The 22,815-nt window shown below is 58.4% G+C and carries 23 protein-coding genes; 16 read left to right on the top strand and 7 right to left on the bottom strand.

The window, feature by feature from the left end; translation table 11 throughout:
* Positions 1–7: 7 nt before the first annotated feature.
* On the bottom strand, positions 8–865 hold the full coding sequence (gene prs, locus ACUW6V_RS11000) for a ribose-phosphate diphosphokinase (protein ID WP_454038347.1): 858 nt from the start codon (positions 863–865) through the stop codon (positions 8–10).
* Between the two features lie 196 nt (positions 866–1,061).
* On the opposite strand from prs, the gene ACUW6V_RS11005 reads away from it, so the two are divergent.
* The 4 genes from ACUW6V_RS11005 (at position 1,062) to ACUW6V_RS11020 (ending at position 4,007) form a co-directional block, all read left to right on the top strand.
* Complete coding sequence (locus ACUW6V_RS11005) at positions 1,062–1,781, top strand: NUDIX hydrolase (RefSeq protein ID WP_454038348.1); 720 nt, start codon at positions 1,062–1,064, stop codon at positions 1,779–1,781.
* Between the two features lie 72 nt (positions 1,782–1,853).
* On the top strand, positions 1,854–2,870 hold the full coding sequence (locus ACUW6V_RS11010) for a hydrolase (RefSeq protein WP_454038349.1): 1,017 nt from the start codon (positions 1,854–1,856) through the stop codon (positions 2,868–2,870).
* Positions 2,871–3,089, top strand: a complete 219-nt coding sequence (locus tag ACUW6V_RS11015) for a YheU family protein (protein ID WP_004386598.1) — start codon at positions 2,871–2,873, stop codon at positions 3,087–3,089.
* A 48-nt stretch (positions 3,090–3,137) separates the two neighbouring features.
* Entirely contained in the window at positions 3,138–4,007 is an 870-nt protein-coding gene (locus ACUW6V_RS11020) for a phosphoribulokinase (protein WP_004386597.1), read from the top strand.
* 44 nt (positions 4,008–4,051) lie between these two features.
* On the opposite strand, the gene ACUW6V_RS11025 is transcribed toward ACUW6V_RS11020, so the two are convergent.
* On the bottom strand, positions 4,052–4,459 hold the full coding sequence (locus ACUW6V_RS11025) for an OsmC family protein (RefSeq protein WP_004386596.1): 408 nt from the start codon (positions 4,457–4,459) through the stop codon (positions 4,052–4,054).
* A 310-nt stretch (positions 4,460–4,769) separates the two neighbouring features.
* On the opposite strand from ACUW6V_RS11025, the gene crp reads away from it, so the two are divergent.
* Both crp and ACUW6V_RS11035 read left to right on the top strand, forming a co-directional pair.
* Positions 4,770–5,402 (top strand): cAMP-activated global transcriptional regulator CRP, encoded by a 633-nt coding sequence (gene crp, locus ACUW6V_RS11030; protein WP_000242758.1) that lies wholly within the window; start codon positions 4,770–4,772, stop codon positions 5,400–5,402.
* A gap of 62 nt (positions 5,403–5,464) precedes the next feature.
* Positions 5,465–7,549 (top strand): YccS/YhfK family putative transporter, encoded by a 2,085-nt coding sequence (locus tag ACUW6V_RS11035; protein ID WP_015387175.1) that lies wholly within the window; start codon positions 5,465–5,467, stop codon positions 7,547–7,549.
* Here ACUW6V_RS11035 and argD read toward each other — a convergent pair whose 3' ends face one another.
* From argD to ppiA, 5 genes are all read right to left on the bottom strand, one after another.
* The gene (gene argD, locus ACUW6V_RS11040; RefSeq protein WP_105578567.1) at positions 7,550–8,770 is read right to left on the bottom strand and encodes a bifunctional acetylornithine/succinyldiaminopimelate transaminase; all 1,221 of its coding nucleotides are present in this window, start codon (positions 8,768–8,770) and stop codon (positions 7,550–7,552) included. It abuts the gene before it with no gap.
* A gap of 86 nt (positions 8,771–8,856) precedes the next feature.
* Positions 8,857–9,420 (bottom strand): aminodeoxychorismate synthase component II, encoded by a 564-nt coding sequence (locus tag ACUW6V_RS11045; RefSeq protein ID WP_014727921.1) that lies wholly within the window; start codon positions 9,418–9,420, stop codon positions 8,857–8,859.
* A 30-nt stretch (positions 9,421–9,450) separates the two neighbouring features.
* Positions 9,451–10,053, bottom strand: coding sequence for a putative adenosine monophosphate-protein transferase Fic (locus tag ACUW6V_RS11050; protein ID WP_104658317.1), 603 nt, complete (start codon positions 10,051–10,053; stop codon positions 9,451–9,453).
* Positions 10,043–10,213, bottom strand: coding sequence for a YhfG family protein (locus ACUW6V_RS11055; RefSeq protein ID WP_007899722.1), 171 nt, complete (start codon positions 10,211–10,213; stop codon positions 10,043–10,045). The genes ACUW6V_RS11050 and ACUW6V_RS11055 overlap by 11 nt, the downstream gene beginning before the upstream one ends.
* Positions 10,214–10,317: 104 nt before the next feature.
* On the bottom strand, positions 10,318–10,890 hold the full coding sequence (gene ppiA, locus ACUW6V_RS11060; protein ID WP_004386589.1) for a peptidylprolyl isomerase A: 573 nt from the start codon (positions 10,888–10,890) through the stop codon (positions 10,318–10,320).
* A 275-nt stretch (positions 10,891–11,165) separates the two neighbouring features.
* Here ppiA and tsgA point away from each other — a divergent pair, with 275 nt between their 5' ends.
* The 10 genes from tsgA (at position 11,166) to ACUW6V_RS11110 (ending at position 22,760) form a co-directional block, all read left to right on the top strand.
* Positions 11,166–12,353 (top strand): MFS transporter TsgA, encoded by a 1,188-nt coding sequence (tsgA, locus tag ACUW6V_RS11065; RefSeq protein ID WP_054625460.1) that lies wholly within the window; start codon positions 11,166–11,168, stop codon positions 12,351–12,353.
* A gap of 314 nt (positions 12,354–12,667) precedes the next feature.
* The gene (gene nirB, locus ACUW6V_RS11070) at positions 12,668–15,214 is read left to right on the top strand and encodes a nitrite reductase large subunit NirB (protein ID WP_104671972.1); all 2,547 of its coding nucleotides are present in this window, start codon (positions 12,668–12,670) and stop codon (positions 15,212–15,214) included.
* Positions 15,211–15,537, top strand: a complete 327-nt coding sequence (gene nirD / locus ACUW6V_RS11075) for a nitrite reductase small subunit NirD (RefSeq protein ID WP_032987483.1) — start codon at positions 15,211–15,213, stop codon at positions 15,535–15,537. Before nirB ends, nirD begins: the two co-directional genes overlap by 4 nt.
* A gap of 360 nt (positions 15,538–15,897) precedes the next feature.
* Positions 15,898–17,271 carry a siroheme synthase CysG gene (cysG, locus tag ACUW6V_RS11080; RefSeq protein WP_063265788.1) on the top strand — a complete coding sequence of 458 codons (1,374 nt, stop codon included), beginning with the start codon at positions 15,898–15,900 and terminating at the stop codon, positions 17,269–17,271.
* Between the two features lie 284 nt (positions 17,272–17,555).
* Positions 17,556–18,896, top strand: a complete 1,341-nt coding sequence (gene frlA, locus ACUW6V_RS11085) for a fructoselysine/psicoselysine transporter FrlA (RefSeq protein WP_012126405.1) — start codon at positions 17,556–17,558, stop codon at positions 18,894–18,896.
* A 21-nt stretch (positions 18,897–18,917) separates the two neighbouring features.
* The gene (frlB, locus tag ACUW6V_RS11090; RefSeq protein ID WP_454038350.1) at positions 18,918–19,940 is read left to right on the top strand and encodes a fructoselysine 6-phosphate deglycase; all 1,023 of its coding nucleotides are present in this window, start codon (positions 18,918–18,920) and stop codon (positions 19,938–19,940) included.
* A gap of 50 nt (positions 19,941–19,990) precedes the next feature.
* Positions 19,991–20,821, top strand: coding sequence for a fructoselysine 3-epimerase (gene frlC / locus ACUW6V_RS11095; RefSeq protein ID WP_454038351.1), 831 nt, complete (start codon positions 19,991–19,993; stop codon positions 20,819–20,821).
* Complete coding sequence (frlD, locus tag ACUW6V_RS11100) at positions 20,818–21,603, top strand: fructoselysine 6-kinase (RefSeq protein ID WP_454038352.1); 786 nt, start codon at positions 20,818–20,820, stop codon at positions 21,601–21,603. The genes frlC and frlD overlap by 4 nt, the downstream gene beginning before the upstream one ends.
* A gap of 101 nt (positions 21,604–21,704) precedes the next feature.
* Positions 21,705–22,436: a GntR family transcriptional regulator gene (locus ACUW6V_RS11105; protein ID WP_004386581.1), complete on the top strand. Its 732-nt coding sequence runs from the start codon at positions 21,705–21,707 to the stop codon at positions 22,434–22,436.
* A 153-nt stretch (positions 22,437–22,589) separates the two neighbouring features.
* On the top strand, positions 22,590–22,760 hold the full coding sequence (locus ACUW6V_RS11110) for a YhfL family protein (protein ID WP_104671970.1): 171 nt from the start codon (positions 22,590–22,592) through the stop codon (positions 22,758–22,760).
* Positions 22,761–22,815 lie beyond the last annotated feature (55 nt).

Raw genomic sequence — 22,815 nt, forward strand, 5'->3', positions numbered from 1 at the left:
CTTCTCCTTACGCGTTATAAATTGTATTGATATCAATCATTTCTACCCGTTCCTGCGCCAGTTCAGCGGGCGCGAAGGAGGTGGTCGTATACAGCTTATCAATGCCGTTATTCAGCAGGTTTTCGACGCCTTTAGAAAACACGCCGTGGGTGACGTAGAGACTGACGCTGCTTGCCCCGGCGTCACGCAGCACCAGGGCTGAGCCGATAAACGTGCCGCCCGCATCGCAGAGATCGTCCACAATCAGCACCGCTTTGCCTTTCACGTCACCGTCCACCAGGCGAAAACCGGTCAGCTCGCCGGTCACGACGTTGCGCTGTTTGGTCAGAATGGCAAATTCATGAACGCCCGCCGCCTGCGCGACGGCATGGATTTTTTTAAGCGCCCCGGCATCGGGTGCCACCAGCATTAACTCGCCGGCCTTCAGGGCACGCTCCAGCGTCTTGCTTTGTAACAGGCAACGCTCCTGCGGGATAGCCACCAGATTTTCAATCGCGGCGGCAGCGGCTTCGCTGTGCGGGTCGAGTACGATCACTTTGTCGAAACCGAGGGTGTTCAGCTGGCGGGCGAAGACTTTCAGCGCGAAGCTGTCACCCGGCTGCATGTGCCTGTCCTGGCGGGCATACGGCAGCCACGGCAGTTCCAGATGGCTGAAGCGCACGTCACAGTGCTGGCGCACCGCGTCGGTAAGCTGCGCCAGCAGCATGAAATCGTCCATCGTTTTCATGGCGGCGGCGCGAATACGCATCAGCGAGGCGACGCGCGGCAGTTCGCCGGTCACTTTCGCCCACACGGCGCCGTCAGGAAAACGCCCGGTCTGTGTTGCAATCTCTTGTCCGTCTACCATCAGTTGCGGCTGCATCATTTTCGCCCCCGGTTAATTAGTTTATGTCCTTGCGACACATTTAATATTGTCCAAGAGACACTAATAAGCAAGCGAAATTTTCGCCGCACTGGCTAAAAAATAGCATGTTGCTGAAAATTAAAACATTACAGGTTTGCTTTGTCCCGGCGTTCAGGGCTGATAAACTTGTCTCTGAGACAATTAAACGGAGCGGTGCATGACCACTGAAGCGGAATATCTGGAAACTTATGACCCTGCGCGGTTCCCTTCCCCGCTGGTGACCGTCGACAGCGTGCTGTTCACCCTGCACGATCAGGCGCTCTGCGTGCTGCTGGTACAGCGCGCCCGTCAGCCGCAGCAGGGCCGCTGGGCGCTGCCCGGCGGGTTTATCGATATGCAGAAAGATGATTCCACCCACGCGACGGCGCTGCGTAAGCTCACCGAGAAAACCGGCGTGCGCCCGTCATGGCTTGAGCAACTGGAGACGTTTTCCGGCCCGGAGCGTGACCCGCGCGGCTGGAGCCTCACCACCGCCTGGTTTGCGCTTATCGCCTGGGTCGACTGTCAGCCGCATATCGCCTCCGTCAGCGATGCGCAGTGGGTGCCGGTGGCGGAGCTTGACGCTATCGAGCTGGCGTTCGATCACCAGACGATTATCGAGGCCGCCCTGCGCCGCCTGCGCCAGAAAACAATGTATTCGCTCCTGCCGGTCTACTGTCTGCCGGAGTGTTTTACACTGAGCCAGCTTCAGGAGGCGACGGAGATTATTCTCGGCCAGCCCATCCAGCGTAAAAGCCTGATCCGGCGCTTTGAGGCGTCCGGCATGTTTGAAGAGACCGGCGAGAGCGTCGCCACCGGCGCGCGTAAGGCCAGGCTCTGGCGACGTAAGCCGGATGCTGATATTCACCTGTTCTCGCGCAATTTACTGGCCGAGTGATCCGCACCAAAGCATCAACAAAATGAATCACAACCGGTATAGTAATTAGCGAACTAATAAAAGACATCAGCTATGGCCGACATTACTCCCGCAGAACTTCCTGCACTGAACACCGATTCCTCACACTTTCAGCCAATGCCGGGAGTCAGCAATCCACACCTGCAAACCATGCTGCCGCGCGTGCTGCGCCGCCGTTTGCAGTTTGAGCCGCACTGGCAGCGTCTGGATCTGCCGGACGGCGATTTTGTCGACCTGGCGTTTAGCGAAAACCCTGACCAGGCGCGTCATAAACCGCGTCTGGTGGTGTTTCACGGTCTGGAAGGCAGCCTGCACAGCCCTTACGCCCACGGCCTTATCCATGCGGCGAAAGCGCGCGGCTGGCTCGGCATGGTGATGCACTTTCGCGGCTGTAGCGGCGTGCCAAACAAACTGGGGCGCATCTATCATTCGGGCGAAACCGAAGACGGCACCTTTTTCCTGCGCTGGCTGGATGAGCGCTACGGCACCGTGCCGACAGCGGCGGTGGGCTATTCGCTCGGCGGCAATATGCTCGGCTGCCTGATGGCGGAGATTGACGCCAGCTTCCCGCTGACGGCAGGCGTGATTGTGTCCGCGCCGTTTATGCTCGAACACTGCTGCAACCATATGGAAAAAGGCTTTTCACGCTTTTATCAGTTCTATCTGCTGAACCTGCTGAAAGCCAACGCCACCCGCAAGCTGAAGGCCTGGCCCGGCACGCTGCCGATTGAACTCGCCCAGCTTAAGCGCCTGCGCCGCATCCGCGATTTCGATGATTTGATCACGTCGAAAATTCACGGCTTTAGCGATGCCGTCGATTACTATCGCCAGTGCAGCGCGATGCCGCGCCTCGCCAGCATCACCCGTCCGACGCTGATTATCCACGCCAAAGACGACCCGTTTATGGATCATCACGTGATCCCCGACACCACCACGCTGCCTGCTAATATTGAATATCAACTGACAGAGCATGGCGGTCACGTGGGCTTTGTCGGCGGCACGCTGCGTCAGCCCAAAATGTGGCTGGAACAGCGCATTCCTGACTGGTTAACGTCTTATCTGGACCGATAAATGATCATTCCCTGGCAAGAGATCGCGCCCGACACCCTGGAGCGCCTGATTGAAGCCTTCGTCTTGCGCGAAGGCACCGATTATGGTGAACATGAACGCTCGCTTGAGCAAAAGGTCGCCGACGTGCGGCGTCAGTTGCAAAGTGGCGAAGCCGTTCTGGTGTGGTCTGAGCTGCACGAAACGGTCAATATCATGCCGCGTTCGCAGTTTCGCGGTTAACGTTGCCAGGCGGAGCCTTGCCCCGCCGCTTCAGGGAGTTGTCTCGCTATGTCTGCCAAACATCCGGTTATCGCCGTCACAGGCTCCAGCGGCGCGGGAACCACCACCACCAGCCTCGCGTTTCGTAAAATTTTCGCCCAGCTGAATCTCCGTGCCGCCGAAGTGGAAGGCGACAGCTTTCACCGCTACACGCGCCCGGAAATGGACATGGCTATTCGCAAAGCGCGCGATCTTGGCCGCCATATCAGTTACTTCGGCCCGGAGGCGAACGATTTCGGCCTGCTGGAGCAAACCTTTGTGGAGTACGGGCTGACCGGCAAAGGACAGTCGCGTAAATATCTGCACACCTATGACGAAGCGGTGCCGTGGAATCAGGTGCCCGGCACGTTTACGCCGTGGCAGCCGCTGCCGGAGCCGACGGACGTGCTGTTTTACGAAGGGCTGCACGGTGGCGTGGTGACGCCGCAGCATGACGTGGCGAAGCATGTCGATCTGCTGGTGGGCGTGGTGCCTATCGTCAACCTGGAGTGGATACAGAAGCTCATCCGCGATACCAGCGAGCGCGGCCACTCGCGCGAGGCGGTGATGGATTCCGTGGTGCGCTCGATGGAAGATTACATTAACTACATCACGCCGCAGTTCTCACGCACCCATATTAACTTCCAGCGCGTGCCGACGGTGGACACCTCCAATCCGTTCGCCGCGAAAGGCATTCCGTCGCTTGATGAAAGCTTCGTGGTCATTCACTTCCGCAATCTGGATAACATCGATTATCCGTGGCTTTTGGCGATGCTGCAGGGCTCGTTTATCTCACATATCAATACGCTGGTGGTGCCGGGCGGGAAGATGGGGCTCGCGATGGAGCTTATTATGCTGCCGCTGGTGCAGCGGCTGATGGAAGGAAAACAGATAGCGTGACGGCGATGCCCGGTGGCGCTGCGCCTGCCGGGCCGTCCGTCATCTCATGACGCTTCAATCACTTCATACGAATGGGTGATATTGACCCCTTTGCCGAGCATCAGCGCCACTGAGCAATACTTCTCTGCCGACAGATCCACCGCGCGCGACACTGCCGCGTCTTTCAGGGCTTTGCCCGTCACCACAAAATGCAGATTGATATGCGTAAACAGACGCGGCGCTTCTTCGCGACGCTCTGACGTCAGCTTCACTTCGCAGTCGGTCACGTCGTGACGACCTTTTTGCAGAATAGAGACAACATCAATCGCGCTGCAGCCACCTGCGGCCATCAAAACCATTTCCATCGGGCTCGGCGCTTTGTCGCCAGAGTTGCCGTCCATCAGGATCTGATGCCCGGAGGCGGACTCGCCCAGGAAGGTTAACCCTTCCACCCATTTCACTCGTGCATGCATGTTAATCACTCCAGGCTATTCATTTTTCTGACAGATTACGCGCGCGCGACGTCAGAGGCAATGGAAGGGCGACCTGCGTCAAGCTGAAACGAGACAACAGGAGACACCTGAGAAAAGCTATGCTAAAACAGTCTGGATGCAGCGGCGATACATTGATGTTACGCATGTATGCAGAGGAGAAGATAATTTATCGGCTGCGACGTCCACGGACAGCCAACTTCCCAGGACTCGGGAAGATGATGAATGCAAAGCCAGACAGGGGTTACGCGCCCTGTCTTTGGAGCCAGTTTAAAACAGAGGATAACCGCGCATGGTGCTTGGCAAACCGCAAACAGACCCGACTCTTGAATGGTTCTTGTCACATTGCCACATTCATAAGTATCCATCTAAGAGCACGCTGATTCACCAGGGTGAAAAAGCGGAGACGCTGTATTACATCGTTAAAGGCTCAGTGGCAGTGCTGATCAAAGATGAAGAGGGCAAGGAGATGATCCTCTCGTACCTGAATCAGGGTGACTTCATCGGCGAACTGGGTTTGTTCGAGGAAGGTCAGGAACGCAGCGCCTGGGTTCGCGCTAAAACTGCCTGTGAAGTGGCTGAAATCTCCTACAAAAAATTCCGTCAGCTGATCCAGGTTAACCCGGATATTCTGATGCGTCTCTCCTCGCAGATGGCTCGCCGCCTGCAAGTTACCTCTGAGAAAGTGGGCAACCTCGCCTTCCTCGACGTGACTGGCCGCATCGCGCAGACCCTGCTGAATCTGGCGAAACAGCCGGACGCGATGACCCATCCGGACGGGATGCAGATCAAAATCACGCGTCAGGAAATCGGCCAGATCGTCGGCTGCTCCCGCGAAACCGTTGGCCGCATTCTGAAAATGCTCGAAGATCAAAACTTGATATCCGCCCACGGCAAAACCATCGTGGTTTACGGAACCCGCTAAAAAAGCAAAAAACGGCGTGTCGCTTCGGTAACACGCCGTTTTTGTATCTATACTTCTCCCCTATGTGGCGTCGTCTTATCTATCACCCTGAAATTAATTACGCTTTACGGCAAACGCTCATCTTAAGCCTGCCGGTGGCGGTCGGGTTGATGCTGGGCCATCTTCAACAAGGGTTGCTGTTCTCGCTCGTTCCCGCCTGCTGCAACATTGCCGGTCTCGATACCCCGCACAAACGCTTTTTTAAACGCTTGATCATCGGCGCATCGCTGTTTGCGCTGAGCAGTCTGGCGGTGCAGCTGTTGCTGCTGCAGTCTGTGCCGCTGCCGCTCATTCTGCTGATGCTGGCGCTGCTGCTTGGCGTGACGGCGGAAATCAGCCCGCTGCATGCGCGTCTGTTGCCCGCCTCGCTCATCGCGGCCATCTTTACGTTAAGCCTCGCCGGCAATATGCCCATCTGGCAGCCTATGCTGCTCTATGTGCTCGGCACGCTCTGGTATGGCGCGTTTAACGGTTTCTGGTTCTGGCTGTGGCGCGAGCAGCCGCTGCGTGAATCGTTAAGCCTGATTTATAAAAGCCTCGCCGACTACTGCGAAGCCAAATACAGCCTGCTGACGCGCCACACCGAGCCGGAACAGGCGCTGCCGCCGCTGCTGGTGCATCAGCAAAAAGTGGTGGATCAAATAAGCCAGTGCTATCAGCAGTTGCAGATGCTTTCCGCCACTAAGCAGAACGGTTACAAGCGCCTGCTGCGCACGTTTCAGGTGGCGCTGGATCTCCAGGAGCACATCTCGGTGTCGCTGCATCAGCCCGGCGAAGTGCAAAAACTGGTGGAGCGCAGCCACGCCGAAGCGGTGTTGCGCTGGACGGCGCAGACCGTCGCCACGCGGCTGCGCACGCTCTCTGACGACATTCTCTACCACCGCTATTCGCACCGCTTCTCGATGGATAAGCAGGTCGAGGCGCTGGCGAAAATCGCCCGCCAGCACCCGGATAACCCGGTTGGCCAGTTCTGCGAATACCATTTCAGCCGCATCGCACGCGTGCTGCGCACCCAGCGCCCGCTCTACGCCCGTGACCTGATGGACAGCGGTAAGCGCCGCCTGCCGCTGCTGCGGGCGCTGAAAAGCTATTTGTCGCTGAAATCCGCCGCGCTGCGCACCGCCGCGCGTCTGGGCGTGATGCTGGCGGCGGCGGGGTTGTTAGGGAGCGCCTTCCAGTTGCCGAAGCCGTACTGGATCCTGATGACGGTGCTGTTCGTCACCCAAAACGGCTATGGCGCGACGCGCGTGCGTATCCTGCACCGGGCGGGCGGCACGCTGGCGGGGCTGATTATCGCGGGCATCACGCTGCACCTGAAAGTGCCGCAGGGCTATACCCTGCTCGGCATGCTGCTAGTGACGTTAATCAGTTATCTGATAATCCGGCGACACTACGGCTGGGCGATGATTGGCTTTACCGTCACGGCGGTCTATTCGCTGCAAATCCTGACGCTCAACGGCGAGCAGTACATCGTGGCGCGCCTGATAGACACCCTGTCCGGCTGTCTTATCGCGTTCGGCGGCATGGTCTGGCTCTGGCCCCAGTGGCAAAGCGGCCTGCTGCGCCAGAACGCGCATGACGCGCTGGAGGCAGACCAGGAGGCGCTGCGCCTGATCCTGAGCGGCGACCCGCAACCCGGCCCGCTCGCCTGGCAGCGTATGCAGGTCAACCAGGCGCATAACGCGCTCTATAACTCGCTCAATCAGGCTATGCAGGAGCCCGGCTTTAACAGCCGTTATCTGGAGGATATGCGCCTGTGGGTGACGCACAGCCAGTTTATTGTCGAGCACATCAACGCGATAACGACGATGGCGCGCGAGCAAACCGCGCTGCCGCCAGAAACCGCAGCGCGCTACTTACAGGCGTGTGAGATTGCGCTACAGCGCTGCCAGCAGCGGCTTGAGCATGACGCGCCGGGCGATACGCAAAACGAGGCGGTACTGGAGGGCGAAGACGTCTTACCGGAAGGGGCACCGGGCGTGATGGAACATCATCTGCTGCGCATTCTCGATCACCTGCGCACCATGCATACCATCTCTTCCGTGGCGTGGCGTCAGCGCCCGCATCACGGGATCTGGCTCAGACGACGCCTGAGCCAGTCACCATGATTAGCCGTTGACCACGCGCGCGACGGCGCGCGCAAAGCGGGCCATGCCTTCGTCGATATCCGCGCGCTCCACCAGCAACGACGGCGCAAGACGCAGCACGTCCGGCCCGGCGTTCAGCACCATCACCCCTTCCGCCGCCGCGGCGTAGAGGAGATCGCGCGCGCGTCCGTGGAAGGCGGGCGTCAGCTCGGCACCGATCAGCAGGCCCATACCGCGAATATCGCTGAATAAGCCGTACTGCTCGCCAATCTGCGCCAGATGCTGTACGAACTGCTCGCGTTTATGCGCTACGCCGCCCAGCACCTCCGGAGTGTTGATGATATCAAACGCTTCGCCCGCCACCGCGCAGGCGAGCGGATTACCGCCGTAAGTGGAGCCGTGCGAGCCGACGTGAAACGCCGAGGCGATATCATGAGTGGTGAGCATCGCGCTAACCGGGAAGCCGCCGCCGAGCGCTTTGGCGCTGGTCAGGATGTCGGGCGTTACGCCGTAATGCATATAAGCAAACAGCTTGCCGCTGCGGCCCATGCCGCACTGCACTTCATCGAACACCAGCAGCACCTGATGCGCATCACACAGCTCGCGCAGGCCGTGCAGGAAGGCCGGCGTCGCGGCGGTCACACCGCCCTCGCCCTGCACCGGCTCGACCACGACCGCGCAGGTGTGGTCGTCCATCACCGCTTTGACCGCATCAAGATCGTTAAACGGCACATGAATGATATCAGCCGGTTTCGGGCCGAAACCGTCGGAGTATTTCGCCTGGCCGCCCACGGAGACGGTAAACAGCGAACGTCCGTGAAAGGCGTTATAAAACGCGATGATTTTGGTTTTGTATGGGCTGTGGCGGGTGATGGCGTAGTGGCGGGCGAGCTTGAACGCGGTTTCGTTGGCTTCGGTGCCGGAATTCATAAACACCACGCGCTCGGCGAAGGTGGCGTCCACCAGCTTCTGGCCCAGGCGCAGCGCAGGCTCGTTGGTAAAGACGTTGCTGGTATGCCAGAGCGTTTCGCCCTGCGCTTTCAGCGCCTCTACCAGCCGCGGGTGGCAGTGCCCGAGCGCCGTTACCGCGATACCGCCCGCGAAATCGACATACTCTTTGCCCTGCTGATCCCACACGCGGCTGCCCTTGCCTTTCACCGGGATAAATTCAGCCGGTGCATAAATCGGCAGGATCACGTCATCAAAGGTGGCGCGCGTAATTGCTGTTTTTTCAGTTGCCATTTCATGCCCATCCAGTAAATGTGCCATCGCACATGAAAAGATAAGCACAAAATATGAATAAAAAATCACTAAAAGGCAATAAAAATTCAGCGCAAAAGGAAGTTCGCCAGTAGCTGATGGCCCTGCTCGCTGAGAATGCTTTCCGGGTGGAACTGCACGCCTTCCAGCGCAAGGTGGCGGTGACGAATACCCATGATCTCGCCCGCGTCCGTCCAGGCGGTTATCTCAAACTCCGCAGGCAGCGTGGCGCGGTCGATAATCAGCGAGTGATAGCGAGTCACGGTCAGCGGGTTGTTGAGCCCCGCAAACACGCCGCTGTTGGTGTGCGAAATTACCGAGGTCTTGCCGTGCATAACCTTTTCGGCTCGCACCACGGCCGCGCCGAAGGCCTGTCCGATGGCCTGATGCCCGAGGCAAACGCCGAGGATCGGCAGGCGACCGGCAAAACGCCGGATCGCCGCCAGTGAAATACCGGCTTCATTCGGCGTACAGGGGCCGGGAGAGATCACGAGGCGCGCCGGGGCGAGCGCCTCGATATCGTCGCACGTCAGTTCATCGTTGCGCCTGACCACCACCTCCGCGCCCAGCTCGCTGAAATACTGAAACAGGTTCCAGGTGAAAGAATCGTAGTTGTCGATAAGCAGTAACATGGCGGCTCCGGAAAAAAGAACCGCGTCAGTTTACTCGCTTTCCCGCGCTTCGCTCACTACGCTTGCGAAGATTTTCTCAAGCGGTGCCAGATCGCCCATCGCGCCCGCCTGGTTGGCGGCGCGCCACGCCTCAACCTCCACGCCGCGCCAGTCAAGGCTGTAGCCCGCATGCAGCGCCAGCTGTTCGAAGAACACACGCTGAGCGCGGCCCGTGCCGATGCGAAACGGATGCAGCACGTTGATTTCGCAGTAGTAGTGCGCGAGGCGCGCGACAAACGCCTCGGGCTCCAGACCAATGAGATAGTCCTCATCTTCCAGCGCCTGCATCAGCGCGTTGCCCTCTGTCTCCAGATATTCGAAATGCGCAAAGCGGGTTTCACCCTGATAGATGTCCACTTCACGCAGTTCGCCCGCCCAGTCGTAGATATCCTGGAAAAGCTGGCGGTGAATGGCGCACAGGTGCGGCAGCCCGCGCTGTACCGGGCCGAGTTCCAGCGTCGCCGCGCGCAGCGAGGTCAGTTCACGCTCGGCATGCTGCAGATCCTTCGCGGCATGAATGTTCAGCCGGTTGCGCAGCACATCGCTGCCGGACCAGAAATAAGGGTCGCGCCCGTCGCCGAATTTATCGCTCATAATGCCCCCTTAGCTCGTCAATGCGCGCCAGCGCTTCTTCGCGGGACAAAGTCACCAGAGGCACCTCAATGCCTTCCAGCCGGTTGCTGGCCTGAAAATTATGATTCTTTTGCGCGTCCCAGAGACGGGACTTTTGTTTGTCGGTGAGTTTCTTTGGCATTTTGCCTCCCTGAGCGTAACCCCGTGTGCCACAAGTATAAGCAGCAACAGGCGGGTTTGCCGGAAGGAGAAGCAACGCGGGCCGCAAAGCCCGCGTGAGGAAGATTACGGCAGGACTTTCGCGGAGAGGATAACGACCGGTTTGGACGGCACATTCTGATACGGGCCGACGTCGTGGGTCTGGACCTGGGCGATTTTGTCCGCCACATCCATGCCCTTCACGACTTTACCGAAAACGGCGTAGCCGAAATCGCGCTGGCCGTGGTTCAGAAACGCGTTATCCGCCACGTTGATAAAGAACTGGCTGGTGGCGCTGTCTTTCTCTGCGGTGCGCGCCATCGCGATGGTGCCGCGCGCGTTTGGCAGGCCGTTATCCGCTTCGTTTTTCACCGGCGCGTTGGTCGGCTTCTGCTGCATATCCGCAGTAAAGCCGCCGCCCTGCACCATAAAGCCCGGGATCACGCGATGGAAAATCGTGTTGTTATAAAAACCGCTGTTGACGTAATCAACGAAGTTTTTCACGGTCGCCGGCGCTTTCTGGCTGTTCAGCTCCAGCTCAATATTTCCCGCAGAGGTCGTCAGCAGAACGTGCGGGTCGCCTTTTGCCGCCAGCGCAGCAGGAGACAGGGCAGAGAGAGCAAATACAGCCGCAACAGCCGCCAGAGTGGATTTGAGCATGAAGAATTCCTTACGAAGCAGAAATAAGCGAGTGGGTCGATTCTAAATAGCGATTGCATGACGTGCCAGCGATTTACCTGGATTTACGAACCAGCGCGCAGCGAAAAAGCGCTCATCGGATCTGATGCGTGAAATTCTGTGAGCCCCGTCATATAAAGCATGTCGTTTTACACGACATGTGATCAATGAATGTTTTATTGGATCACAATACCACCTAGAATGCCTGGGTTCCCGGCGCCGTCAACGCGCTTTACACTTCTATTCACAGGCCAGTCATGACTAACAGCAATCGTATTAAGCTCACATGGATCAGCTTTTTTTCCTACGCCCTTACTGGCGCGTTGGTAATCGTCACCGGGATGGTGATGGGAAATATCGCAGAATATTTCAAACTGCCCGTATCCAGCATGAGTAACACCTTCACTTTCCTGAACGCCGGGATTTTGATCTCTATCTTTTTAAACGCCTGGCTGATGGAAATCGTGCCGCTGAAAACCCAGCTGCGCTTTGGCTTCGTGTTAATGGTGCTTGCCGTGGTGGCGCTGATGTTCAGCCAGAGCCTCACACTCTTCTCCGCCGCGATGTTTGTGCTTGGCCTGGTGAGCGGGATCACGATGTCGATCGGGACGTTCCTGATTACCCATATGTATGAAGGCCGTCAGCGCGGCTCACGCCTGCTGTTTACCGACTCCTTCTTCAGCATGGCCGGGATGATCTTCCCGATGGTCGCCGCCTTCCTGCTGGCGCGCAGCATCGAGTGGTACTGGGTCTACGCCTGCATTGGTCTGGTTTATGTCGCGATTTTCATCCTGACGTTCGGCTGTGATTTCCCGGTGCTCGGCAAACACGCCGTGAAGAACAACCAGCCGGTCGTGAAAGAGAAATGGGGCGTGGGCGTGCTGTTCCTCTCCATCGCGGCGCTTTGCTACATTCTGGGACAGCTCGGCTTTATCGGCTGGGTGCCGGAATACGCCACCAAAGGCCTCGGCATGAACCTGAACGACGCCGGCACGCTGGTGAGCAACTTCTGGATGTCTTACATGGTCGGCATGTGGGTCTTCAGCTTCGTGCTGCGCTTCTTTGATTTGCAGCGCATTCTGACCGTGCTGGCGGGTCTCGCCACGGTGCTGATGTACTTTTTCATCACCAGCAAGCCGGAGCATATGGCGTGGTTCATTCTGGCACTGGGCTTCTTCTCCAGCGCGATTTACACCACCATCATTACGCTCGGCTCGCAGCAGACCAAAGTCTCCTCGCCGAAACTGGTTAACTTCATCCTGACCTGCGGCACCGTCGGCACCATGCTGACCTTTATCGTGACGGGCCCGATTGTGGCAAATCACGGCCCGCAGGCGGCGCTGTTTACCGCCAACGGCCTTTACGCTGTGGTGTTCGTGATGTGCTTCGCGCTGGGCTTTGTTACCCGCCATCGCCAGCACGCGAAGACAGAAGCGGCGCACTAAGTCTTATCTGTCCCTTCCCTGCCGGGAGGGGACGCTTTTCCTCTTTCGTTTCCCTCGCCCTTTGCGGTTTGCCCTCTTCTCCCGCCTCACTTTAACGCCTTCACGCCATCAATACTTCTGGTGAAAATTTGCGCCATTGCGGCACAAAAAACCGACACCCGCGAAACCTCTGTTAATTCCTGCACTTAGGAAATACCACTAAAATCAACAATATAACCATTAAGGGGTATACAAAGATGTAATTGATTTACATCAATAAGCGAGGGTGCTGAATCGTTAAGGTAGGCGGTAATAGAAAAGAAATCGAGGCAAAAATGAGCAAAGTCAGACTCGCTATTATCGGTAACGGCATGGTTGGTCACCGCTTTATCGAAGACCTTCTCGATAAAGCCGAACCAGGCCAGTTCGACATCACCGTCTTCTGTGAGGAGCCGCGCATCGCCTATGACCGCGTGCACCTCTCCTCTTATTTCTCCCATCACACCGCGGAAGAGCTGTCGCTGGTCCGTGAAGGCTACTACGACAAGCACGGTGTGAAAGTCCTGGTGGGCGAGCGCGCCATCACCATTAACCGCCAGGAGAAAGTGATCCACTCCAGCGCCGGGCGCACCGTCTTCTACGACAAACTGATCATGGCGACCGGCTCCTACCCGTGGATCCCGCCGATTAAAGGCTCCGACACCCAGGACTGCTTCGTTTACCGCACCATCGAAGATCTGAACGCGATTGAAGCCTGCGCGCGTCGCAGCAAACGCGGCGCGGTGGTTGGTGGCGGCCTGCTCGGTCTGGAAGCCGCGGGCGCGCTGAAAAACTTAGGCGTCGAAACGCACGTGATTGAATTCGCACCGATGCTGATGGCCGAACAGCTCGACCAGATGGGCGGCGAGCAGCTGCGCCGTAAAATCGAAAGCATGGGTGTGCGAGTTCACACCAGCAAAAACACCCAGGAGATTGTCCAGCAGGGCACTGAAGCGCGTAAAACGATGCGTTTTGCCGACGGCAGCGAGCTGGAAGTCGACTTCATCGTGTTCTCCACCGGTATCCGCCCGCGCGACAAACTGGCGAAACAGTGCGACCTTGAAATAGCACCGCGCGGCGGCATTGTGATTAACGACCAGTGCCAGACCTCCGACCCGGATATCTACGCCATTGGCGAATGTGCCAGCTGGAACAGCCGCGTGTATGGCCTCGTCGCACCGGGCTACAAAATGGCGCAGGTGGCGGTTGACCATATTCTCGGCAACGCGGGCAATCAGTTTGAAGGCGCGGATCTCAGCGCCAAGCTGAAACTGCTGGGCGTTGACGTCGGCGGCATCGGCGACGCACATGGCCGCACGCCGAAATCACGCAGCTATGTGTTCCTCGACGAAAGCAAAGAGATCTACAAACGCCTTATCGTCAGCGAAGACAACAAAACGCTGCTCGGCGCGGTGCTGGTGGGCGACACCAGTGATTACGGCAACCTGCTGCAACTGGTGCTGAACGGCATCGAGCTGCCGGAAAACCCGGATTCCCTGATCCTCCCGGCGCACGCCGCCAGCGGTAAGCCGTCTATCGGCGTCGATAAACTGCCGGACAGCGCGCAGATTTGCTCCTGCTTCGACGTGACCAAAGGGGCGCTGATCGCCGCTATCAACAAAGGTTGCCATACCGTCGCGGCGCTGAAAGCCGAAACCAAAGCCGGTACCGGCTGCGGCGGCTGTATCCCGCTGGTGACTCAGGTGCTGAACGCTGAACTGGCGAAACAGGGCATCGAAGTGAACAATAACCTGTGTGAGCACTTCGCGTTCTCCCGTCAGGAGCTGTATCACCTCATTCGCGTTGAAGGCATTAAATCGTTCGAGGAACTGCTGGCGAAATATGGCAAAGGCTACGGCTGCGAAGTCTGTAAGCCGACCGTCGGCTCGCTGCTGGCGTCCTGCTGGAATGAATACATTCTCAAGCCGCAGCACACGCCGCTGCAGGACACCAACGACAACTTCCTCGCGAACATCCAGAAAGATGGCACCTACTCCGTCATCCCGCGCTCCGCAGGTGGCGAAATCACCCCGGAAGGACTGATGGAAGTGGGCCGTATCGCCCGCGAATTTAACCTCTACACCAAAATTACCGGCTCTCAGCGTATCGGCCTGTTTGGCGCGCAGAAAGACGACCTGCCGGAGATCTGGCGTCAGCTGATTGCCGCAGGCTTCGAAACTGGCCACGCCTACGCCAAAGCGCTGCGCATGGCGAAAACCTGCGTCGGCAGCACCTGGTGTCGTTATGGCGTCGGCGATAGTGTGGGCTTCGGCGTTGAGCTGGAAAACCGCTACAAAGGCATCCGCACGCCGCACAAAATGAAATTCGGCGTCTCCGGCTGTACGCGTGAATGCGCCGAGGCGCAGGGCAAAGATGTCGGCATTATCGCTACCGAAAAAGGCTGGAACCTGTATGTCTGCGGTAATGGCGGCATGAAACCGCGTCATGCGGATTTGCTGGCGGCGGATCTCGATAAAGAAACGCTGGTGCGCTATCTCGACCGCTTCATGATGTTCTACATCCGCACCGCAGACAAACTGACCCGTACCGCGCCGTGGCTGGACAATATGGAAGGCGGCATCGACTACCTGAAAAGCGTCATCATTGACGACAAGCTGGGCCTGAACAGCCAGCTCGAAGCCGAAATGACGCGTCTGCGCGAGGCGGTGATTTGCGAGTGGACCGAAACGGTCAACGATCCGCAGGCGCAGGGCCGCTTTAAACATTTCGTGAACAGCGATCGCCGTGACCCTAACGTGCAGGTGGTGCCGGAGCGCCAGCAGCACCGTCCGGCCACGCCGTATGAGCGCATCCCTGTCACCTTCGTGGAGGAAACCGTATGAGTCAGTGGAACACGATTTGTTCGCTCGATGAGATCATTCCGGCGACCGGCGTTTGCGCGCTGGTCGGCGAACACCAGGTGGCGATTTTCCGCCCGCGCGCGAACGACGAGGTATATGCCATCAGCAATATCGACCCGTTCTTTGAGGCCAGCGTGTTGTCACGCGGCATCATCGCCGAACATCAGGGCGAGTTATGGGTGGCAAGCCCGCTGAAAAAGCAGCGCTTCCGCCTGCGCGATGGGCTGTGTATGGAAGACGAAAGCCGTTCTGTGCCGCACTTTGAGGCACGCGTGAAAGACGGTCAGGTACAGGTGAAGGCGTAAATATCCCAGGATGGATACACGCTGTGTATCCACCTGCGCCATGTAAGAGCGTCAGTTCGTAGGGTGGATAAGCGCAGCGCATCCACCACGGTGTTTTAAGGAAGCCAGCCAAAAGCGCTACTTATGAAAACGCTACCAGCGTTCACATTCCGGAAGCGTTGGTAGCGTATTGGGCCAGAGGCCCTTCATATTCAGGGGTATCGCGCATAACCTGTTGGGGGTAATCCCCGCGAATACGCCTTCTGACGCCGTGTTCACGGGTTTGGGTTACTGATATGCTCCCTGAAAGCGAAGCGCCCGCAGCCTGTCGCCCACACCGCCCCACAACCCGCTCATTAAGCCCGAGAAGAAGGATACGCCGTGGATCACCTGCCGATATTTTGTCAGTTACGTCATCGCGCCTGCCTGCTGGTCGGCGGCGGCGATGTCGCAGAACGTAAGGCGCGTCTGCTGCTGGAGGCAGGCGCAGCGCTTACGGTCAACGCGCTCGCGTTCGCGCCGCAGTTTGAAGCCTGGGCAAAACAGGGCATGCTGCGCCTGGTGCAGGGCGAATTTAACGCAAGCCTGCTCGACGACTGCTGGCTGGCTATCGCCGCCACGGACGATGACGCGGTAAATAATCAGGTCAGCGAGGCCGCCGAAGCGCGCCGTATCTTCTGCAACGTGGTGGATGCGCCGAAACAGGCGAGCTTCATCATGCCCTCGATTATCGACCGCTCGCCGCTGATGGTGGCCATCTCCTCTGGCGGCACGTCACCCGTGCTTGCACGCCTGTTGCGCGAAAAGCTCGAAGCGCTGCTGCCTCAACACCTCGGTAAAGTCGCGGGATATGCCGGACAGTTGCGCCGCCGCGTGAAGCAAACTTTCACCTCCATGAGCGAACGCCGCCGCTTCTGGGAAAAATTCTTCGTTAACGACCGCCTCGCGCAGTCGCTCGCCAATGACGATGAACAGGCCGTCACCCGTATTACCGAAACGCTGCTGAGTGAACCGCTTGACGATCGCGGCGAAGTCGTACTGGTGGGCGCGGGCCCTGGCGATCCGGGCCTGCTGACGCTCAAGGGGCTTCAGCAGATCCAACAGGCGGATATCGTGGTCTACGACCGTCTGGTCTCCGATGAGATTATGAATCTGGTGCGCCGCGACGCCGATCGCGTGTTTGTCGGCAAACGCGCGGGCTATCACTGCGTACCGCAGGAGGAGATAAACCAGATCCTGCTGCGCGAAGCCCAGCGCGGCAAACGCGTGGTGCGCCTGAAAGGCGGCGATCCGTTTATCTTCGGGCGCGGCGGCGAGGAGCTGGAAACGCTCTGCGACGCGGGCATTCCTTTCTCTGTGGTACCGGGCATCACCGCGGCGTCGGGCTGTTCAGCCTACGCCGGGCTGCCGCTGACCCACCGCGATTACGCACAGAGCGTGCGGCTTATCACCGGACATCTGAAAAACGGCGGTGAGTTTGACTGGCATAATCTCGCCGCCGAAAAACAGACGCTGGTGTTCTACATGGGGTTAAACCAGGCCGCCGCCATCCAGGAAAAACTGATTGAACACGGCATGGATCCGCAGATGCCGGTAGCGCTGGTGGAAAACGGCACCAGCGTCAAACAGCGCGTGGTGGCCGGTGTGCTGACCGAGCTTGGCGCGCTGGCGCAACGCGTGGAAAGCCCGAGCCTGATTATTGTCGGCCGTGTCGTGGCGCTGCGCGATAAACTCAACTGGTTCTCGTCTAAATAACCCCTCTCAGGCCAGCCCCGCTGGCCTGAAAATTTCTTTCCTTATCTTTCAAAGACATAGCATTAAAATATATTACATATCGCTAACATGCGGTGATTTTGTGATCTGCCTCGCCAACACAATTCATTATGTGTTGTTATATTCGTTATGCGTCATCTCATCATGAAAACAGCCTGACGGCATTCCGCGCCCCCATCTGACGGGTCGTGCGGCCTCCTGCTGCCTTCATCCGGGCGACGCGCTCTGAATCCTACAACCCTGTTCAATACTAAAAAGGTAACGATATGGAAGGCCAGGAACTCCAACGCAAGCTCGGCTTCTGGGCCGTGCTGGCCATTTCCGTCGGAACGACCGTCGGTTCCGGTATTTTCGTTTCGGTTGGTGAAGTGGCGAAAGCGGCAGGCACGCCGTGGCTCACGGTGCTCGCGTTTGTCATTGGTGGTTTGATTGTGATCCCGCAGATGTGCGTTTACGCGGAGCTCTCTACCGCTTACCCCGAGAACGGCGCTGATTACGTGTATCTCAAAAACGCCGGTAGCCGCCCGCTGGCGTTCCTCTCCGGCTGGGCCAGCTTCTGGGCCAACGACGCGCCGTCGCTCTCCATCATGGCGCTCGCCATTGTCAGTAACTTCGGGTTTCTGGTGCCGCTCGATCCGCTTACCGGCAAGCTCGTCGCAACGGCGCTTATCCTCGCGTTTATGCTGCTGCACCTGCGCTCGGTGGAAGGCGGCGCGACGTTCCAGACGCTGATTACCATCGCCAAAATCATTCCTTTCGCGATAGTGATTGGCATCGGCGTCTTCTGGCTGAAGGGCGATAACTTCACAGCGCCAGCCACCAACGCCACCACCAGCGCGGCGGCGGGCATCATGGCGCTGCTGGCGGGGATCTCGGCTACCAGCTGGTCCTACACCGGCATGGCGTCCATCTGCTACATGACCGGCGAAATCAAAAACCCCGGCAAAACCATGCCGCGGGCGTTGATTGGCTCCTGCCTGCTGGTCCTGGTGCTCTATTCGCTGCTGGCGCTGGTTATCTCCGGGCTGATGCCGTTCGACAAGCTCGCCGCCTCCGAAACGCCGATTTCCGACGCGCTGACTTACATTCCGGCGCTCGGCAGCGTGGCGGGCGTATTTGTCGCCATTACCGCCATGATTGTTATTTTAGGCTCGCTCTCCAGCTGCGTGATGTATCAGCCGCGTCTCGAATACGCGATGGCGAAAGACAACCTGTTCTTCAAATGCTTCGGCCACGTGCACCCGAAATACAACACGCCGGATGTCTCCATCATTTTGCAGTGCGCGCTGGGCATTTTCTTCATCTTCGTGTCAGACCTCACCAGCCTGCTCGGCTATTTCACCCTGGTGATGTGCTTTAAAAACACGCTCACCTTCGGCTCCATCATCTGGTGTCGCAAGCGTGAGGATTACCAACCGCTGTGGCGCACCCCGGCCTTCGGCCTCATGACCTTCGCCGCCATCGCCTCAAGCCTGATTCTGGTTGCCTCCACCTTCGTGTGGGCGCCGGTTCCCGGCCTTATCTGCGCCCTGATTGTTATCGCCACCGGCCTGCCCGCTTACGCCTTCTGGGAAAAGCGCAACCGCCGTCTGGCTCATGTTTCTTAACCCTGTCTGGAGAGTTGTTTCATGTTGAATATCGATAAAAGCACCGTGGATTTCCTGGTTACCGAAAATATGGTTCAGGAGGTAGAAAAAATTCTGGAAAAGGATGTGCCGCACGTACACGCCATCGTGGATGAGATGATCCAGCGCGGTATTGACCGCATCTATTTCGTCGCCTGCGGCTCGCCGCTAAACGCGGCACAGACGGCGAAGCACCTGGCGGATCGTTACTCAAGCCTTCAGGTTTACGCGCTTTCTGGCTGGGAGTTCTGCGACAACACGCCGCACCGCCTCGATGCGAAGTGCGCGGTGATTGGCGTCTCCGACTACGGCAAAACCGAAGAAGTCATTAAGGCGCTGGAGCTGGGTGCGGCCTGCGGCGCACTGACCGCCGCGTTCACCAAGCGCCCGGACAGCCCGATCGTGCAGGCCGCTGAACACGTGGTGGCGTATGAAGCCGACTGCATCTGGGAAATTCATCTGCTGCTCTGCTACAGCGTGGTGCTGGAGATGATCACCCGTCAGGCGCCGCACGCGGAGATCGGCAAAATCAAAAATGACTTGCGCAAGCTGCCGCAGGCGCTGGGCCATCTGGTGCGCACCTGGGAAGACAAAGGCCGCCAGCTCGGCGAGCAGGCGTCGCAGTGGCCGATGATCTACACCGTTTCCGCAGGCCCGCTGCGCCCGCTCGGCTACAAAGAGGGGATCGTGACGCTGATGGAGTTTACCTGGACGCATGGCTCGGTGATCGAGAGCGGCGAATTCCGCCACGGGCCGCTGGAGATTGTCGAACCGGGCGTGCCGTTCCTGTTCCTGCTTGGCAACGATGAGAGCCGCCACACCACCGAGCGCGCGATCCGCTTTGTACGCGAGCGTACCGATAACGTCATCGTCATCGACTACGCGGAGATTTCCCAGGGGCTGCACCCGTGGCTCGCGCCGTTCCTGATGTTCGTGCCGATGGAGTGGCTCTGCTACTACCTCTCCATCTACAAAGACCACAACCCGGACGACCGTCGCTACTACGGCGGCATTGTTGAATATTAATCCCCGCCCGGCCCCTGCGGGGGCCGGATATTGGTGCAAGGAGAAGGATTATGAAAACGGGTATGTTTACCTGCGGGCATCAACGGTTGCCGCTGGAGCACGCCTTTCGCGACGCGCACGAACTGGGTTATGACGGGCTGGAGCTGTGGGGCGGCAGGCCGCACGCGTTTGCGCCGGATCTCAAAGCAGGCGGCATTCACCAGGTGAAAGAACTGTCGCGCGTTTATCAGATGCCGATCATCGGCTACACGCCGGAAACCAATGGCTATCCCTATAACATGATGCTGGGCGACGAGCGGATGCGCCGCGAAAGCCTCGACATGATCAAGCTCGCGATGGAGATGGCCAAAGAGATGGACGCAGGCTTTACGCTGATTTCCGCGGCCCACGCGGGCTATCTCACCGGGCCTGATGCCATCTGGCAGCGCCTCGCCGATAACCTGCGCGAGCTGTGTGAATTCGCCGAAGAGATCGGCATCGATCTGCTGCTGGAGCCGCTGACACCTTATGAATCCAACGTCGTGTGCAACGCGAACGACGTGCTGCGGGCGCTCTCGCTGGTACCGTCGCCGCGCTTCTACAGCATGGTCGATATCTGCGCGCCGTTTGTGCAGGGCGAGCCGGTGATGAGTTACTTCGACAAGCTCGGCGATAAGCTGCGTCATCTGCATATCGTCGACAGCGACGGCGCGAGCGACAGCCACTACATCCCCGGCGAAGGCAAAATGCCGCTGCGCGAGTTGATGCGCGACATTATCGATCGCGGCTACGACGGCTATTGCACTATCGAGCTGGTGACAATGTATATGAATGAGCCGCGGCTTTACGCTCGCCAGGCGCTGTCGCGCTTTCGCGACCTGCTGCCACAGGAGGCGCTATGAAAACACTGGCGACAGTCGGCGATAACTGCGTGGATATCTACCCGCAGCTTGGCAAAGCGTTCTCCGGCGGCAACGCGGTTAACGTGGCGGTGTACAGCACCCGCTACGGAATGCGGCCCGCCTGCGTCAGTTGGGTCGGCGATGACGACTATGGCGACATGCTAAAACAGGATCTGGCGCGCCACGGTGTCGATATCTCACACCTGCATACCAGACCGGGCGTCACGGCGCAGACCCAGGTGGAGCTTCGCAACAATGACCGCATTCTTGGCGACTACACCGAAGGCGTGATGGCGGGCTTTACGGTGAGCGATAAGGATCTGCGCTGGCTCACAGGGTTCGATATGATTCACTCCGCCATCTGGGGCCATGCCGACGCTGCTTTTCCGGCGCTTCACGCCGCCGGTAAGACGCTGTCATTTGATTTTGCCGACAAATGGGAAAGCCCGCTGTGGCGCACGCTGCCGGAGCATCTGGATTATGCGTTTGCCTCCGCGCATGACGAGACGCCCTGGCTGCGTGACCGTCTGCAAACGGTGGTGGCATGCGGCGCGGGCGTCGCCATCGCCACGCTCGGCGAGAACGGCAGTCTGGCGTGGGATGGCGCGCGGTTCTGGCGCATGCCGCCGGAGCAGGTTGAGGTGGTGGATACGATGGGCGCCGGAGATTCTTACATCGCCGGTTTCCTGTGCGCTGTCGCCGCCGGGCTGCCGCTCATCGATGCCATGAAACAGGGTACGCAGTGCGCGGCGAGAACGCTTGGCTATCACGGTGCCTGGTAAGGTCTGCGTTGGCGTGACGCAACTCACGCCAACGCCCTGTCACTCCTCAATAAACGCTCTTATAATCATCCGCACGTTTTCTACAACTTCAAGGTCGATACATGCCAGCTACGGAGCGCTACTCTCATCAACTCCTTTACGCCACCGTCCGCCAGCGTCTGCTTGATGACATCGGGCAAGGCGTTTATCAGGCCGGCCAGCAGATCCCTACTGAAAGCGAGTTGTGTACGCTCTATAACGTCAGCCGCATTACCATTCGCAAGGCGATTAGCGATCTGGTGAAAGATGGCGTTCTGATCCGCTGGCAGGGTAAAGGCACGTTCGTGCAGAGCAAGAAAGTGGAAAATGCCCTGCTGACCGTGAGCGGCTTTACCGATTTCGGCGTATCGCAGGGCAAGCCCACCAAAGAAGAAGTGATTGAACAGACACGCGTCAGCGCCGACCCGTTCTGCGAACGCCTGAATATTCCGGGTGGCGGCGAAATGTTCCTGCTGCGCCGGGTGATGTATCTCGATGGCGAACCGCTGTTTATCGACGCCTCGTGGATCCCGCTCTCCCGTTACCCGCAGTTTGACGAGATCTACAGCGCCGGCGCGTCAACCTATCAGCTGTTTCAGGAACGCTTCGATACGCAGGTGGTGAGCGATAAAAAGACCATCGACATTTTCACCGCCACCAAAGCCGAAGCGCAGTGGCTGAAATGCGAGCTGGGCGAGCCGCTGTTTCGCATCAGTAAAATCGCCTACGACCAGCACCAGAAACCCGTGCACTATTCCGAGTTGTTCTGCCGCGCTAATCGCGTCACGCTGACCATCGACAACCAGCGGCGCTGAACACCCGCGCCCGCGCGGTTTTTCCTGTTGTGCAAGTCCTGTTACTGACGTTGACTTCCCCTGCCTGAAGCCGCATAAAGTCGTCCCGTTATGAAGCGTCATAAAAGACATTCATATCAGCTATTTAGGACACTTTATCTATAGGGATGCATAATGAAACACGTCATTAAACTCGCGATGCTGGCCGCCGTACTCTCCTCACTGACCGCCTGTACCGGCCATGTCGAAAATAAAAACAAAACCTGCAGCTATGACTATCTGCTTCATCCGGCGATTTCTATTTCGAAAATGATCGGCGGCTGCGGCCCGGCAGCAGAGCAGTAATACACCTGCGCTGAGCAATAAAAAACCACCTCCTGAGAGGTGGTTTCACTGTGAC

This window comes from Cronobacter sp. 153480017-3, from assembly GCF_053627815.1.

What these genes read in the sequence shown, in the direction of transcription:
- prs (WP_454038347.1), bottom strand. Translation starts at nt 865, where the DNA reads ATGATGCAGCCGCAACTGATGGTAGACGGACAAGAGATTGCAACACAG.
- ACUW6V_RS11005 (WP_454038348.1), top strand. Translation starts at nt 1,062, where the DNA reads ATGACCACTGAAGCGGAATATCTGGAAACTTATGACCCTGCGCGGTTC.
- ACUW6V_RS11010 (WP_454038349.1), top strand. Translation starts at nt 1,854, where the DNA reads ATGGCCGACATTACTCCCGCAGAACTTCCTGCACTGAACACCGATTCC.
- ACUW6V_RS11015 (WP_004386598.1), top strand. Translation starts at nt 2,871, where the DNA reads ATGATCATTCCCTGGCAAGAGATCGCGCCCGACACCCTGGAGCGCCTG.
- ACUW6V_RS11020 (WP_004386597.1), top strand. Translation starts at nt 3,138, where the DNA reads ATGTCTGCCAAACATCCGGTTATCGCCGTCACAGGCTCCAGCGGCGCG.
- ACUW6V_RS11025 (WP_004386596.1), bottom strand. Translation starts at nt 4,459, where the DNA reads ATGCATGCACGAGTGAAATGGGTGGAAGGGTTAACCTTCCTGGGCGAG.
- crp (WP_000242758.1), top strand. Translation starts at nt 4,770, where the DNA reads ATGGTGCTTGGCAAACCGCAAACAGACCCGACTCTTGAATGGTTCTTG.
- ACUW6V_RS11035 (WP_015387175.1), top strand. Translation starts at nt 5,465, where the DNA reads ATGTGGCGTCGTCTTATCTATCACCCTGAAATTAATTACGCTTTACGG.
- argD (WP_105578567.1), bottom strand. Translation starts at nt 8,770, where the DNA reads ATGGCAACTGAAAAAACAGCAATTACGCGCGCCACCTTTGATGACGTG.
- ACUW6V_RS11045 (WP_014727921.1), bottom strand. Translation starts at nt 9,420, where the DNA reads ATGTTACTGCTTATCGACAACTACGATTCTTTCACCTGGAACCTGTTT.
- ACUW6V_RS11050 (WP_104658317.1), bottom strand. Translation starts at nt 10,053, where the DNA reads ATGAGCGATAAATTCGGCGACGGGCGCGACCCTTATTTCTGGTCCGGC.
- ACUW6V_RS11055 (WP_007899722.1), bottom strand. Translation starts at nt 10,213, where the DNA reads ATGCCAAAGAAACTCACCGACAAACAAAAGTCCCGTCTCTGGGACGCG.
- ppiA (WP_004386589.1), bottom strand. Translation starts at nt 10,890, where the DNA reads ATGCTCAAATCCACTCTGGCGGCTGTTGCGGCTGTATTTGCTCTCTCT.
- tsgA (WP_054625460.1), top strand. Translation starts at nt 11,166, where the DNA reads ATGACTAACAGCAATCGTATTAAGCTCACATGGATCAGCTTTTTTTCC.
- nirB (WP_104671972.1), top strand. Translation starts at nt 12,668, where the DNA reads ATGAGCAAAGTCAGACTCGCTATTATCGGTAACGGCATGGTTGGTCAC.
- nirD (WP_032987483.1), top strand. Translation starts at nt 15,211, where the DNA reads ATGAGTCAGTGGAACACGATTTGTTCGCTCGATGAGATCATTCCGGCG.
- frlA (WP_012126405.1), top strand. Translation starts at nt 17,556, where the DNA reads ATGGAAGGCCAGGAACTCCAACGCAAGCTCGGCTTCTGGGCCGTGCTG.
- frlB (WP_454038350.1), top strand. Translation starts at nt 18,918, where the DNA reads ATGTTGAATATCGATAAAAGCACCGTGGATTTCCTGGTTACCGAAAAT.
- frlC (WP_454038351.1), top strand. Translation starts at nt 19,991, where the DNA reads ATGAAAACGGGTATGTTTACCTGCGGGCATCAACGGTTGCCGCTGGAG.
- frlD (WP_454038352.1), top strand. Translation starts at nt 20,818, where the DNA reads ATGAAAACACTGGCGACAGTCGGCGATAACTGCGTGGATATCTACCCG.
- ACUW6V_RS11105 (WP_004386581.1), top strand. Translation starts at nt 21,705, where the DNA reads ATGCCAGCTACGGAGCGCTACTCTCATCAACTCCTTTACGCCACCGTC.
- ACUW6V_RS11110 (WP_104671970.1), top strand. Translation starts at nt 22,590, where the DNA reads ATGAAACACGTCATTAAACTCGCGATGCTGGCCGCCGTACTCTCCTCA.